This window comes from Bacillus sp. CH_70 (assembly GCF_038007045.1).
Lineage (GTDB): Bacteria > Bacillota > Bacilli > Bacillales > Bacillaceae_G > Bacillus_A > Bacillus_A cereus.
Window position 1 is genome coordinate 789306 of record NZ_JBBOWL010000001.1, and the last position, 12650, is coordinate 801955.

The window sequence follows — 12650 nt, forward strand, 5'->3', positions numbered from 1 at the left end:
AGTTTATAAAGAAAAGGAAGAGTAGTGAATACCTCTTCCTTTTTGGCGTGTTAATTTGTTTTCGTCTCTTTAATAGACTTCACTAATTTCATCATTTCCGCTCGTATATCTTCTCTTTTTACATTTAATTTTTCGGCAATTTGTTTAATGTCCATTCCGTCTTTTTTCATTTTTAATACATCATCAAGAGGGGTATTGCTTTTTTGAGAGATGATTGTTAACACAGTAAGATGACGCAATTTGATGTTATATTCTTTCATTTTTTGCTTTAACTGATCCGGTGTGGATTTTTGCATAGTTGCCAACTGTTGTAGTAGTGCTTGTTTTGTTTCTTTATTCATATGATGTTTTTTCAGCTTACTTGGATCTACACCGAAATGCTCGGCTGTTTTCTCCCAAGATTTATTTTGCTTATAGTAAGCTAAAACGTCTTTTATTTCTTTATTACTAATTCTTGCAATATGAGCAGCTTTCCAAATTTCATGTTTGTTATAACCGAGCTTTTTTAGCGACTGCATTTCTTCTTCTAAAATTGGTTTATGGTGATGCATTGTTACTTCTTTCGGTGTGGCAGCAGAAGCGGGGAAGATAATTGCTCCGCATAATAATGCTGCCATAGTCATACTTACCGCGATTTTTTTGTACATGTAAACTCCTCCTAGATGGATAGTGTGGAAAACTGTACACATATCATTTCCATAAAATGTGAAATACTTGTGAACAAGTTAAGTTTTTTTATTCACAGCATGGAATGATGTTTTTAGAAGTTTTCCAACATAAAACATTGATTAATAGTAAAAAACTAAGGTATAATCGAAATTGAAAATCAATATCAATACTGAAGATAAACTTATACATATAGATAAAAATAAGGGAGAGATAAATATGACTACATATACTTCCATCGCTAATGTGATTAAAGAAAGGCGCTCTGTTCGTACATTTACAGACAAAGCAGTAGAAAAAGATTTATTAATTGAACTATTAAACGATGCAACATGGGCACCAAATCATAAGCACCGTGAACCATGGAATTGTAAACTATACATCGGAGAAGGCCGCAAGAAATTAGTAGATGCAGTATTAAACTCTTTCACAGAAGAAGAAAGAGCGAAACGCGGTAAAATTTTATCAGATCGTTTCTTAAGCACGCCTGCACAAATCGTTGTATATATAAATGAAGATCCGCGTCAAATTCAACGTGATGAAGATTACGCTGCAACATGTGCATTTATGCAAAACTTCCAACTTCTTGCTTGGGAACGCGGATTAGGTTGCGTTTGGAAATCAGGCGGATTAAACTACAATCCATTATTTATAGAAGGAATCGGTTTAACAAGAGGACAACGTATCGTTGGAATTCTTCATATCGGCTATTTCGATAAAGCGCCAGAAGGAAAAGCTCGTACTCCGATTACGGAGAAGATGGAGATTATTGAAGGTTAATAGATGAGACATTCTCGTTTTTGCGGGGGTGTCTTTTTATTATGCAATCAATCCTCATGAAAGCTTGTTTTTCATCATACACTTTCTTAAGGGAAAGTGTAAGGAGGGAAAATAATGAGAGCGAGTGACGATAAAGCACTGCAATATGCGATTGCGGAAATTACGGAAATTGCGACTGGATTTGGGCTTGATTTTTATCCGATGCGTTATGAAATATGTCCAGCGGAAATTATTTATACATTTGGTGCATATGGGATGCCGACAAGGTTTTCACATTGGAGTTTTGGAAAACAATTTTTCAGAATGAAATTACAATACGATTTGGGACTTAGTAAAATATACGAACTCGTTATTAACTCTGATCCATGTTACGCCTTTTTATTAGATACGAACTCTTTAATTCAAAACAAATTAATTGTCGCGCACGTTTTAGCACACTGTGATTTCTTCAAAAATAATATTCGTTTTTCAAATACGAAGCGAGATATGGTAGAGAGTATGGCGGCAACAGCGGACCGTGTGAAAGCGTATGAGCATAAGTACGGAAAAGCAGAGGTAGAAACATTTTTAGATGCCGTACTTGCCATTCAAGAGCATATTGATCCGTCGCTTATGCGTCCGAAGCTCGCATGGAGTATTGATGATTTAGAAGAGGACGAAGTAGAAAAGAAAAAGGTTTCGCAATACGATGATTTATGGAATTTAGATAATCGCAATAAAAAGCAGGAACGTTCTAATGTGCGTAAAAAGAAGAAAATCCCACCACAACCAGAGAAAGATTTACTTCTCTTTATTGAAGAATATAGCCGTGAGTTAGAAGATTGGCAGCGTGATATATTAACGATGATGCGCGAAGAAATGTTATATTTTTGGCCGCAGCTTGAAACGAAAATCATGAACGAAGGCTGGGCGTCCTACTGGCATCAACGCATACTTCGTGAAATGGACTTAACATCTGATGAAGCAATTGAATTTGCGAAATTAAATGCAGGTGTTGTACAGCCATCAAAAACAAGTATTAATCCATACTACCTCGGTATTAAAATGTTTGAAGATATTGAAGAACGGTACAACAATCCGACTGAAGAAATGAAGCGACGAGGCGTAAAACCAGGATCTGGCCGTGATAAAATGTTTGAAGTACGCGAAATTGAATGGGACGTATCGTTCCTAAGAAACTACTTAAATAAAGATCTTGTTATGCGAGAAGATATGTACTTATTCCAGCGCCAAGGAAAAGAATATAAAGTAATAGATAAAGAATGGGAAAATGTGCGTGATCAACTCGTAAATATGCGGACAAATGGTGGGTTCCCGTACTTAGTAGTAGAAGATGGAGACTACTTAAAGAACGGAGAATTATACATTAAACATAGTTATGAAGGAATCGAGCTCGATTTAAAATACTTAGAAAAAGTATTACCATATCTTCATCAGCTATGGGGAAGAACGGTGCATATGGAGTCCATCGTGGAGAGTAAGGGCGTTGTGTTTTCTTATGATGGGAAGATGGTGCATCGGAAGTATGTGTGAGGGGAAGAACGGACATAGGATACTGTGTCCGTTCTTTTTTATTTATAATAGGAAAAATATGCTATTCTTGAAAAAAGGGAGTTACATAGAGAAATGGAGTGATCTAAATGAGCAAAATAGGGGTATGTAAGGTTGATATTACGCCGCCTGTAGGTATTGATTTTGTCGGATATCACAGAGAGACAGGCATAAATAATGTTGAAGAACGTATTTACGGGACAGTGTTTGTATTTGAAAAAGATGAAATGAAGACTGTGTTTATAAGTATTGATAATATCGGTATGTTAGTAGAAGATACGAATATGATTCGTGAACGAGTAGCGAGTGAGGTTCATGTGCCAGTTGAGCGAATAACTGTTGTTTATACACATACACACTCTGGGCCGGAAACAGTCGGTGATCATCCTTTAGTAAAGTCGTATAAAACGATTTTAGTAAATAATGTAGTGCATGGTGCTGTGACTGCGAATAACCACTTAAAGCGATGTGAAGTTGGCTGGGGTGTTACGAAAGGTGATATTGGGATAAACCGAAGAGAGAGAACATCTGATGGAAAAGCGAAGATGGGAACAAATATAGATGGTGTTGTAGATAAACGAATTGGTATGTTAGCAATAAGAGATGCTGAAACGAAGGAGTTATCTGGGGTTTTAGTATTTTGTACTGCGCATCCGAATGTTTTAAAAGGTGATAGTGATGAATTATCAGCGGATTATCCTGGAATGACGAGAGAGATTCTAGAGCAGATAGTGAACTGCCCTGTTATTATCGTGCAAGGTGCCGCTGGAAATGTGAATGCGAAATATCGCGGTTCAAGGGAAGCGTTAAAACAAATGGCTTACATACTTAGTGGACATGTATTAACGATGTTACCAACAGTTACATATAGTCCAATTGTAAAACTAAGGACAGTTTCGAGTATGATGCAAATGAAGTTGAATGATATTCCTGAAATTGATGAGATACGAAGCATGGCTCGATTAGCTGAGAAGCAGTGGGGCGTGAATACGGACGAATGGCTTACTATCGTTTTAGAGAAATATAGGCAAGGTATTCGGCGGTTAAGTATTGATTTAGAAGTGCAACTGTTTCAAGTTAATGATGGGATTTTCTCTGGCATACCGATGGAACCATTTTCAGAAACTGCCCTAGAAATGAAAGAAATCCTTCAAAATGAATTAGTTGTCTTTGGTGGATATATGAACGGATATCTTGGTTATTTACCCACAAAAGACGAATATGCATATGGCGGATATGAAGTAGAATTAAGTCCTATTGTGTATGGAACAGTTACAAATTTGTTAATGCCACCGGGAGAGAATACTGCGGAGTTGATTGTGAAGAAGGTTATGGATTTATGTAATAAGGTGAAACTTTAATGAGACAGAATTTTGAACGCAGAGTAAAGAATGTGACTAATTGTGTGATTTTGTTAAGTCAACGTAATTAATAATGATTATCATTATTAATTACGTTGACTTTTGAAAAAAGAAAAACTAGAATTTATAAAGGGATCTTCAATTGTTCGCTATCATTTGTATAGGAGGTAAGTTATGGTGTATAGCTTTATTTCTATAAGATGTAGGTTGGCTCTTTATAGTTTTGGTGTTCTTTTTATCTTTTTTTGTATAGTATTTTTGGTGAATCAAAAGGTGTATGCAGAAGATGTACCGTGGACATCAGTTTCAAATGAGGGAGAACGTGTACTTTTTCAAGAACAATCTTTGTATAGTAATGATCGAAGGGAAGAAGATCTTGTTTCGCCTTCATTTGAAGGGCGTAAACATGGTAGGGAAGATTGGGGAGCCTTCTTAGAAAATACGAAGTTAAATTATTCACCTAACATTCTTACCTATTCTGTTATAGGAATAGATGATCGAATACGGGTTAATGATACAACTTCATATCCGTATAGTGCCGTAGTCCATATAGCAACTCAGTATAATAGTGGAGAAATTTATGGATGTACAGGAGCACTAATTAGTAAAGATACAGTGCTGACAGCTGGACATTGTATTTACAATAAAGAAATTGGTGGATGGGCAACAAATGTTATTGTAACTCCAGGACGTAATGGAGGACAAGCACCGTATTTACCTTATAAAGGAACAAAACTTTACTCGGTAAGTGGATGGACTGATAACGAAAATTCAAATTATGATTATGGAACGATTAAATTAAATGGGTCTCCAGGAGATTATACAGGTTGGTTTGGATATAGAACTACCTATGTAGAATCACCAAAAGGTTTACTTGCGGTGATTCCTGGATATCCAGCTGATAAAATAGGAAATGAACGTTACACAATGTGGAGAGATTATGGTCCAATTGAAGGTGTTAATCCTAGCAGACTAACATACAAGATTGATACTTATGAAGGGCAAAGTGGATCACCTGTATATCATTATTTTGATACAGGTATCAAAATAATAGCCATTCATACAAGAGGGAATAAAAATATGAATTTTGGAAATCGGATAACAGACAATGTGTTTAATAATATTAAAAGATGGTCTGAATAAATATAGTAAATCCATTTGGATTCATTTTTTTAGACTTTGGTATTTAAGAATTTTAAGCGAAATATATTTAACTTCAAGTGAAACTATTGAGTTTGGAAATTTAAATGTAGGTGTAGTTCAGTTATCTAAAACAAGTATGCCCTCATACTACACCATTTTTAGGTATTGATGTAATAGTAAAGAAAGTTATAGAACAGAGCTATATGAAAAAGAACTTGGAAATATCTAAGTTCTTTTTTTGTTTCAAATTTGTGAAAGAAAGACATATTGATTGAAATTAAATTTTTTATACTCTATCATATACCCATACAGGTATAGGTTTTTGTGGTACATGAGAAAATTAAATAATATGGAGGTTTAAAATATGTCCAGAAAAATAGTTGTAGTAGGCGGAGTTGCCGGCGGGGCATCAGTAGCTGCAAGGCTTCGTCGTTTAAGTGAGGAAGATGAAATTATTATGGTTGAACGCGGTGAATATATTTCATTTGCAAATTGTGGATTGCCATATTATATTGGCGGTGTCATTACAGAAAGACAAAAATTATTAGTACAAACTGTTGAAAGGATGTCAAAGCGTTTTAATTTAGATATACGTGTATTGAGTGAAGTAGTAAAGATTAATAAAGAAGAGAAAACAATTACGATAAAGAATGTAACTACAGGTAAAACATATAACGAGGAATATGATGTGTTAATTCTTTCACCAGGGGCGAAACCAATTGTTCCATCTATCCCGGGTATTGAAGAAGCGAAGTCGTTGTTTACGTTACGGAATGTACCTGATACAGATCGTATTAAAGCGTACATTGATGAGAAGAAACCACGTCACGCGACGGTTATTGGTGGCGGATTTATTGGAGTGGAAATGGTTGAGAATTTAAGAGAACGCGGGATTGAGGTTACTCTTGTAGAGATGGCAAATCAAGTAATGCCAACAATCGATTATGAAATGGCAGCATATGTGCATGAGCATATGAAGGTGCACAATGTTGAGCTTGTTTTTGAAGATGGTGTAGATGCATTAGAAAAGGGCGGGACTGTTGTACGTTTAAAAAGTGGTTCAATTATAGAGACAGATATGATTATTTTAGCAATTGGTGTACAACCAGAGAGTAGTTTAGCGAAGGATGCAGGATTAGCATTAGGAGTTAGAGGGACGATAACAGTAAATGAGAAATTTCAAACATCGGATCCACATGTATATGCAATTGGTGATGCGATTGAAGTGAAAGATTTTGTTACAGAAACAGAAACGATGATTCCTTTAGCGTGGCCAGCTAATCGTCAAGGTCGCATGTTAGCAGATATTATTCATGGTCATACGGAGTCTTTATATAAAGGTACGATGGGAACTTCTGTGGCTAAAGTTTTTGATTTAACAGTTGCTTCTACTGGAGTAAATGAGAAAATATTAAAACGATTAAATATACCCTATGAGGTAGTACATGTACAGGCAAATTCTCATGCGGGATACTATCCGAATGCTACGCCAGTGCTAATAAAATTAATCTTTAATAAAGAAAGCGGAAAAATTTACGGAGCACAGGCTTTAGGGCGTGATGGAGTAGATAAGCGTATCGATGTTATTGCAACGGCAATGAAGGCAAATTTAACTGTAATCGATTTACCGGATTTAGAATTATCATATGCCCCGCCATATTCTTCTGCAAAAGATCCAGTAAACATGGTGGGGTATGCTGCAAGTAATATAGTAGATGGTTTTGTGGACACAGTGCAATGGCATGAAATAGATCACATTGTTGAAAATGGTGGGTACCTTATTGATGTTCGAGAGCCTAACGAACTAAAACAGGGAATGATTGAAGGCTCTATTAATATTCCGTTAGATGAATTACGTGATCGATTGGATGAAGTACCAATGGAAAAAGAAATATATATCACTTGCCAACTTGGTATGAGAGGGTATGTTGCAGCGCGTATGTTAATGGAAAAAGGATATAAGGTAAAGAATGTAGATGGTGGTTTTAAATTGTATGGGACAGTATTGCCAGAACGTGTTGTATATTGATATTTTTCATCTTCTACTTCAAGATTTAGTGAAAGATGAAAACCTATAGATTAAGGTTTTAATTTTTGTTTCGCGAACATATAAGACAAAAATTAAAAATAGGGGTTTACAAAATACCCTATAGGGTATAATATATTGTCATAGGTTATAAATGGTGACATAATGGTAATGAGGTGATTATAGAATGGAATATAATCAAGATATGAAAAATAGATTGAAACGTATTGAAGGTCAAGTTCGTGGTGTGCTTCGTATGATGGAAGAAGGAAAAGATTGCCGAGAAGTTATTACACAGTTAACAGCATCTCGTTCTGCACTTGATCGTACAATTGGACTCGTTGTTGGAACGAATTTAGAGCAATGTTTACGTGAACAGTTTGAAAGTGGAAATGGTTCAAATGAAGAGTTAATTAAAGAAGCTGTTCAATTACTTGTAAAAAGCCGATAATCTGTCAAACGTAAGTGTTGACAGATTTTCAAAAACGTTTTAATATACCCCTACAGGTATATGTATATAAATTGTGGAGGAATCGATTATGAGTATAAAAGTGGATATGAGTTTAGATTGTAAAGGTTTGGCTTGTCCGATGCCTATTGTGAAAACGAAGAAGGCAATAGAAGGGTTAACACCAGGGCAGGTGATTGAAGTTAAGGCAACAGATAAAGGATCTACGGTAGATATAAAAAGTTGGGCGGGTAAAGTAGGACATCAATATATCGGGACGAAACACGAGGGTGATGTATTGGTGCATTATGTTAGGAAAGCAAACGAGCATGAAGTGAATGAAATTGTGAAATATCCACATACAATTACGAATGCAGAATTACAGTCTATATTGTCTCATGGTGAAGAGAGCATTGTATTAGATGTTCGCGAAGCAGCGGAATTTGCTTTTGGCCATATTCCATCTGCCATTTCGGTGCCATTAGGTGAATTAGACAGCGCAGTGTTAGATGAGACGAAGCAAATTTATGTTATTTGTCGAACTGGTAACCGCAGTGATGTAGCTTGCCAAATGTTGAAAGAGAAAGGTTTTTCAAATGTGAAAAATGTCATTCCTGGTATGTTAGGGTGGCAAGGAAATGTGGAGAAATAAAATTTTTTAAACAAAAATATACCTATGGGGGTAATTAAATGGACATTAAGATGTTACAAGCAAAAGATGTTGCAGAGAAAGTTTTATTCGGAGAGTTATTCATTTTAGATGTTCGTAATGAGACGGATTATGAAGATTGGAAAATTGAAGGGAAGCAAGTTTCTTCTATTAATAAACCTTATTTTGATTTGTTAGATGGTGTAGATCATATTGTAAGTGAATTACCTAAAGATAAAGATGTTTTAGTAGTATGTGCAAAAGAAGGGTCTTCTATATTTGTGGCAGAGCAATTAACAGAGGTTGGATTACAAAATATTTATTATTTAGCTGGTGGCATGAAAGCTTGGAGTGAATATGTGAAGCCGTTAAAAGTAGGGGATGTACAGGGCGGAGGAAGTATATATCAATTTAATCGTCTTGGAAAAGGCTGTTTATCTTATATGGTTGTTTCTAACGGTGAAGCAGCAGTTATTGATGCGGTAAGGACAGCCGAGGCATATGAAGAGTTTGCGAAAGAGCATGGCGTTACGATTACGAATGTAATGGATACACATTTACATGCAGACCATATTTCTGGTGGGCGTAAGTTAGCAGAAAAGGTAGGTGGTACGTATTGGTTACCGCCAAAAGATGCCGAGGAAGTCGTTTTCTCATATGAACCACTTGTAGAAGGATCTGTTATTACGGTGGGGGGTACAAAGATTGAAATTGACGCGTTATACTCACCAGGGCATACGATTGGAAGTACGTCATTTATTATAGATGATTCTTATTTATTATCAGGCGATATTTTATTTGTAGATTCAATTGGACGTCCTGATCTTGCTGGTAAGGCTGAAGATTGGGTGAGTGATTTAAGAAATACGTTATATACACTTTATAAGGAACTGTCTCAAGATTTAATTGTTTTACCAGCTCATTATTCAAAAATAAGTGAAATGGATGAAAGAGGCATTGTGAGTGCGAGCTTACAAGATCTATTTAAAGAGAATGTAGGGTTAAATATTGCTGATGAAGTAGAGTTTCGTAAAACTGTGACAGAGAACTTACCACCACAACCAAATGCATATGAAGAAATTCGTCAAACGAATATGGGGAAAATTCATCCGAGTGTGGAAGAAGAGCGTGAAATGGAGATTGGCCCAAATCGTTGTGCAGTACATGAGTCATTATAAAAATAACAAATTGGAGGAATTGATGATGAATATAAAACAAGTATTAGATGCGAAGGGTTTAGCATGTCCAATGCCGATTGTAAGAACGAAGAAAGCGATGGATACTTTGCAAACTGGAGAAGTGTTAGAAATACATGTAACGGATAAAGGGTCAATTAAGGATATTCCAGCGTGGGCAAACAAAACTGGTCATGAAATCGTAAAGCATGTAGAAGAAGCTGATGTGCTGAAGTTTTGGATTAAGAAGGCGTAGGAAAAAATATTGTTATAAATGCAGAGAGGTTGGTTATATGAACACAATATTAAGTACGCTTTTCATTGTACTTGCTACATGGTTTGTTATTTCGCGCTTTTTACCAGTGAAAGGTGTTCAAAATATAAATGGAAAAGAATTAAAAAGTATAGTGGGGAAAAAGGGGAAGTACTTTATTGATGTTCGTACAGTAGGTGAATATAGAGGAAATCATATGAAAGGATTTCAGAATATCCCGTTAAATGAGTTAGCTAGTAGAGCAGGTCAGTTAGATAAAAATATGGAAGTAATCGTTATTTGCCAAAGTGGAATGAGAAGTAAGCAAGCTGCAAAGATGTTGAAAAAACTAGGGTTTCAGCAAGTAATAAACGTTTCAGGTGGTATGAATGCTTTGTGAGGAGGGACTTTAAAATGAAAGAAATGACAGCAAAAGAATTAGAAGAAAAATTGTTACGTAAAGAAGCAGTAAATATCGTAGATGTCCGTGAAGTAGAAGAAGTAGCAGAAGGAAGAATTCCAGAAGCATGTAATATTCCGCTAAGGCTATTAGAGTTTCGAATGCATGAGTTGGATAAAAAGAAAGAGTATATTATCGTTTGTCGCTCTGGCGGAAGAAGTGGAAGAGCAGTTCAGTTTCTAGAGAGCTACGGTTTTCAAGCAATCAATATGGTAGGTGGTATGTTAGCGTGGGAAGGTAAAGTCATATAGTGAAGTAAGTGATTTGGGCCTTTTTATAAACAAATAAATACCCCTATAGGTAATTGGAGGGAGAACAATATGGAACAACAGAAGAAAACGACAATCGTGTTATTTAGCGGAGATTACGATAAAGCGATGGCTGCTTATATTATTGCAAATGGCGCAGCGGCGTATGATCAAGAGGTAACTATTTTTCATACTTTCTGGGGATTAAATGCTTTAAGGAAAGATGAACATGTGAATGTAAAGAAAACATTTATAGAAAAATTATTTGGAAAAATGATGCCACGCGGTGCTGATAAGATGGGATTATCCAAAATGAATTTTGCTGGCATGGGGCCGAAGATGATTAAAGGCATTATGAAAAAACATAACGCAATGCCTTTGCCAGATTTAATTGATTTGGCGAAAGAACAAGGAATTAAACTTGTAGCTTGTCAAATGACAGTAGATTTATTAGGGTTAAAAGAGGAAGAGATTATGGAAGGGGTAGAGTTTGCAGGTGTAGGGGCATATTTAGCAGATGCTTCGGATGGGAATGTAAACTTATTCATTTAAATCACCTTCTTTTTAGAAGGCGGGGGATGTAAGATGAGCTTAGTCGTATTACTTTTTATAATTGGGTTTATAGGATCATTTATATCAGGAATGGTTGGGATTGGTGGCGCGATTATTAATTATCCGATGATCTTATACATTCCAGTATTGCTAGGATTTACTGGCTATACGTCACATGAAGTGAGCGGTATTACAGCGGTACAAGTATTCTTTGCAACTTTTGCAGGCGCGTGGGCATACCGGAAAAGTAATGACATGAATAAAACGTTAGTTATGTATATGGGAGCTAGTATATTAATAGGAAGCTTCATAGGGAGTTTCGGTGCTAACATATTAGAGGAACATACAGTCAATGTTGTTTATGCAGCATTAGCTACAATTGCAGCTATTATGATGTTTGTACCGAAACAAAATAATAGTGGAGATGTGAAGTATAATAAATGGTTAGCAAGCTTGTTAGCGTTCGTTGTAGGGGGAGCTTCAGGCATTATAGGAGCTGGAGGTTCGTTCCTTTTAGTTCCCATTATGCTAGTTATTTTAAAATTACCACTGCGCATGACGATCGCGACATCTATCGCTATTACGTTTATTTCCTCAATAGGGATTACTACAGGAAAAGTGATTACTGGGCAAGTAGTTATCATTCCAGCTCTAATTATTGCGGTTGCCAGTATATTTGCTGCGCCACTTGGAGCACGAGTCGGGAAGAGGCTAAATCAAAAAGTACTGCAATATGTATTGTCCACTTTAATTGTAGGCACTGCTGTTAAAATGTGGATCGATATGATATCAAAATAAAAGGATGGTGCTGCTTACAGCCCATCCTTTTATTTATTGCCCGTAAACCTAACGGATTATAGTTTTACTTTATGCCCAAATAACTTTCATTAAGTTTTTATATTCGTCATTTGCTAATTTATATAGCATTCTCGTATGTTCAAAGACAAGTGCTGGATTAAAGTTTGGTTCTGAGAATGCAAGAGATGCTGAAATATCAATTGCATTTTGCTTGTTTAATGTGAATTTTGCAAAGCGATAAGATGTGTTTAATTCATTAATAACATGTAAAATATCATTTATTGATGTTGCATCAGGCACGTGAGCAACATTGAAGCAGTATATATCTACCGTAGGATGTTCGTTTTGGAAAGCAGCGATAAGTTGAATTTTTGCGCCAGCTTCTGTCTCTAATCCTACTGAAAAATGAACAGATCCATCATTTTCATCTATATTTTCTTCCATGTATATATCGTTGGATTTTAAGTAGTCTTTAAAATCTGAGATGTTATGTTTTACTGCAGCTTTCATATGTATGAGCCCCCTGATAATTGGAATAGA

15 protein-coding genes are annotated in these 12650 nt (G+C 36.0%); 13 read left to right on the forward strand and 2 right to left on the reverse strand.

Features of this window, described 5'->3' with window-relative positions; translation table 11 throughout:
- Window positions 1-50: 50 nt before the first annotated feature.
- Window positions 51-647, reverse strand: a complete 597-nt coding sequence (locus tag N2V79_RS04010; RefSeq protein ID WP_200458780.1) for a hypothetical protein — start codon at window positions 645-647, stop codon at window positions 51-53.
- 238 nt (window positions 648-885) lie between these two features.
- Here N2V79_RS04010 and N2V79_RS04015 point away from each other — a divergent pair, with 238 nt between their 5' ends.
- From N2V79_RS04015 to N2V79_RS04075, 13 genes are all read left to right on the forward strand, one after another.
- A complete protein-coding gene (locus N2V79_RS04015; protein ID WP_000214819.1) occupies window positions 886-1446 on the forward strand; it encodes a nitroreductase family protein in 561 nt (186 codons plus the stop codon).
- A gap of 114 nt (window positions 1447-1560) precedes the next feature.
- A complete protein-coding gene (gene spoVR, locus N2V79_RS04020; protein ID WP_048564410.1) occupies window positions 1561-2979 on the forward strand; it encodes a stage V sporulation protein SpoVR in 1419 nt (472 codons plus the stop codon).
- A 107-nt stretch (window positions 2980-3086) separates the two neighbouring features.
- The gene (locus tag N2V79_RS04025) at window positions 3087-4358 is read left to right on the forward strand and encodes a neutral/alkaline non-lysosomal ceramidase N-terminal domain-containing protein (protein WP_340719586.1); all 1272 of its coding nucleotides are present in this window, start codon (window positions 3087-3089) and stop codon (window positions 4356-4358) included.
- Window positions 4359-4532: 174 nt separating this feature from the next.
- Complete coding sequence (locus N2V79_RS04030) at window positions 4533-5501, forward strand: trypsin-like serine peptidase (protein WP_053565197.1); 969 nt, start codon at window positions 4533-4535, stop codon at window positions 5499-5501.
- A gap of 364 nt (window positions 5502-5865) precedes the next feature.
- Complete coding sequence (cdr, locus tag N2V79_RS04035; protein WP_340719587.1) at window positions 5866-7530, forward strand: CoA-disulfide reductase; 1665 nt, start codon at window positions 5866-5868, stop codon at window positions 7528-7530.
- A 184-nt stretch (window positions 7531-7714) separates the two neighbouring features.
- Window positions 7715-7978: a metal-sensitive transcriptional regulator gene (locus N2V79_RS04040; protein WP_000456206.1), complete on the forward strand. Its 264-nt coding sequence runs from the start codon at window positions 7715-7717 to the stop codon at window positions 7976-7978.
- A gap of 88 nt (window positions 7979-8066) precedes the next feature.
- Window positions 8067-8627: a sulfurtransferase TusA family protein gene (locus N2V79_RS04045; protein ID WP_340719588.1), complete on the forward strand. Its 561-nt coding sequence runs from the start codon at window positions 8067-8069 to the stop codon at window positions 8625-8627.
- A gap of 38 nt (window positions 8628-8665) precedes the next feature.
- Window positions 8666-9802 carry an MBL fold metallo-hydrolase gene (locus N2V79_RS04050; protein ID WP_340719589.1) on the forward strand — a complete coding sequence of 379 codons (1137 nt, stop codon included), beginning with the start codon at window positions 8666-8668 and terminating at the stop codon, window positions 9800-9802.
- A 22-nt stretch (window positions 9803-9824) separates the two neighbouring features.
- The gene (locus tag N2V79_RS04055) at window positions 9825-10055 is read left to right on the forward strand and encodes a sulfurtransferase TusA family protein (protein WP_340719590.1); all 231 of its coding nucleotides are present in this window, start codon (window positions 9825-9827) and stop codon (window positions 10053-10055) included.
- A gap of 37 nt (window positions 10056-10092) precedes the next feature.
- The gene (locus tag N2V79_RS04060) at window positions 10093-10452 is read left to right on the forward strand and encodes a rhodanese-like domain-containing protein (protein WP_069355043.1); all 360 of its coding nucleotides are present in this window, start codon (window positions 10093-10095) and stop codon (window positions 10450-10452) included.
- 14 nt (window positions 10453-10466) lie between these two features.
- Window positions 10467-10763, forward strand: a complete 297-nt coding sequence (locus tag N2V79_RS04065; protein WP_000661802.1) for a rhodanese-like domain-containing protein — start codon at window positions 10467-10469, stop codon at window positions 10761-10763.
- A 69-nt stretch (window positions 10764-10832) separates the two neighbouring features.
- Window positions 10833-11312 (forward strand): DsrE/DsrF/DrsH-like family protein, encoded by a 480-nt coding sequence (locus N2V79_RS04070; RefSeq protein ID WP_044783307.1) that lies wholly within the window; start codon window positions 10833-10835, stop codon window positions 11310-11312.
- A gap of 33 nt (window positions 11313-11345) precedes the next feature.
- Window positions 11346-12110 carry a sulfite exporter TauE/SafE family protein gene (locus N2V79_RS04075; protein WP_000060742.1) on the forward strand — a complete coding sequence of 255 codons (765 nt, stop codon included), beginning with the start codon at window positions 11346-11348 and terminating at the stop codon, window positions 12108-12110.
- 69 nt (window positions 12111-12179) lie between these two features.
- On the opposite strand, the gene N2V79_RS04080 is transcribed toward N2V79_RS04075, so the two are convergent.
- Window positions 12180-12620 carry a hypothetical protein gene (locus N2V79_RS04080; RefSeq protein ID WP_340719591.1) on the reverse strand — a complete coding sequence of 147 codons (441 nt, stop codon included), beginning with the start codon at window positions 12618-12620 and terminating at the stop codon, window positions 12180-12182.
- Window positions 12621-12650 lie beyond the last annotated feature (30 nt).

Coding starts and splice junctions, on each gene's coding strand:
- N2V79_RS04010 (WP_200458780.1), bottom strand. CDS start 647: ATGTACAAAAAAATCGCGGTAAGTATGACTATGGCAGCATTATTATGC.
- N2V79_RS04015 (WP_000214819.1), top strand. CDS start 886: ATGACTACATATACTTCCATCGCTAATGTGATTAAAGAAAGGCGCTCT.
- spoVR (WP_048564410.1), top strand. CDS start 1,561: ATGAGAGCGAGTGACGATAAAGCACTGCAATATGCGATTGCGGAAATT.
- N2V79_RS04025 (WP_340719586.1), top strand. CDS start 3,087: ATGAGCAAAATAGGGGTATGTAAGGTTGATATTACGCCGCCTGTAGGT.
- N2V79_RS04030 (WP_053565197.1), top strand. CDS start 4,533: ATGGTGTATAGCTTTATTTCTATAAGATGTAGGTTGGCTCTTTATAGT.
- cdr (WP_340719587.1), top strand. CDS start 5,866: ATGTCCAGAAAAATAGTTGTAGTAGGCGGAGTTGCCGGCGGGGCATCA.
- N2V79_RS04040 (WP_000456206.1), top strand. CDS start 7,715: ATGGAATATAATCAAGATATGAAAAATAGATTGAAACGTATTGAAGGT.
- N2V79_RS04045 (WP_340719588.1), top strand. CDS start 8,067: ATGAGTATAAAAGTGGATATGAGTTTAGATTGTAAAGGTTTGGCTTGT.
- N2V79_RS04050 (WP_340719589.1), top strand. CDS start 8,666: ATGGACATTAAGATGTTACAAGCAAAAGATGTTGCAGAGAAAGTTTTA.
- N2V79_RS04055 (WP_340719590.1), top strand. CDS start 9,825: ATGATGAATATAAAACAAGTATTAGATGCGAAGGGTTTAGCATGTCCA.
- N2V79_RS04060 (WP_069355043.1), top strand. CDS start 10,093: ATGAACACAATATTAAGTACGCTTTTCATTGTACTTGCTACATGGTTT.
- N2V79_RS04065 (WP_000661802.1), top strand. CDS start 10,467: ATGAAAGAAATGACAGCAAAAGAATTAGAAGAAAAATTGTTACGTAAA.
- N2V79_RS04070 (WP_044783307.1), top strand. CDS start 10,833: ATGGAACAACAGAAGAAAACGACAATCGTGTTATTTAGCGGAGATTAC.
- N2V79_RS04075 (WP_000060742.1), top strand. CDS start 11,346: ATGAGCTTAGTCGTATTACTTTTTATAATTGGGTTTATAGGATCATTT.
- N2V79_RS04080 (WP_340719591.1), bottom strand. CDS start 12,620: ATGAAAGCTGCAGTAAAACATAACATCTCAGATTTTAAAGACTACTTA.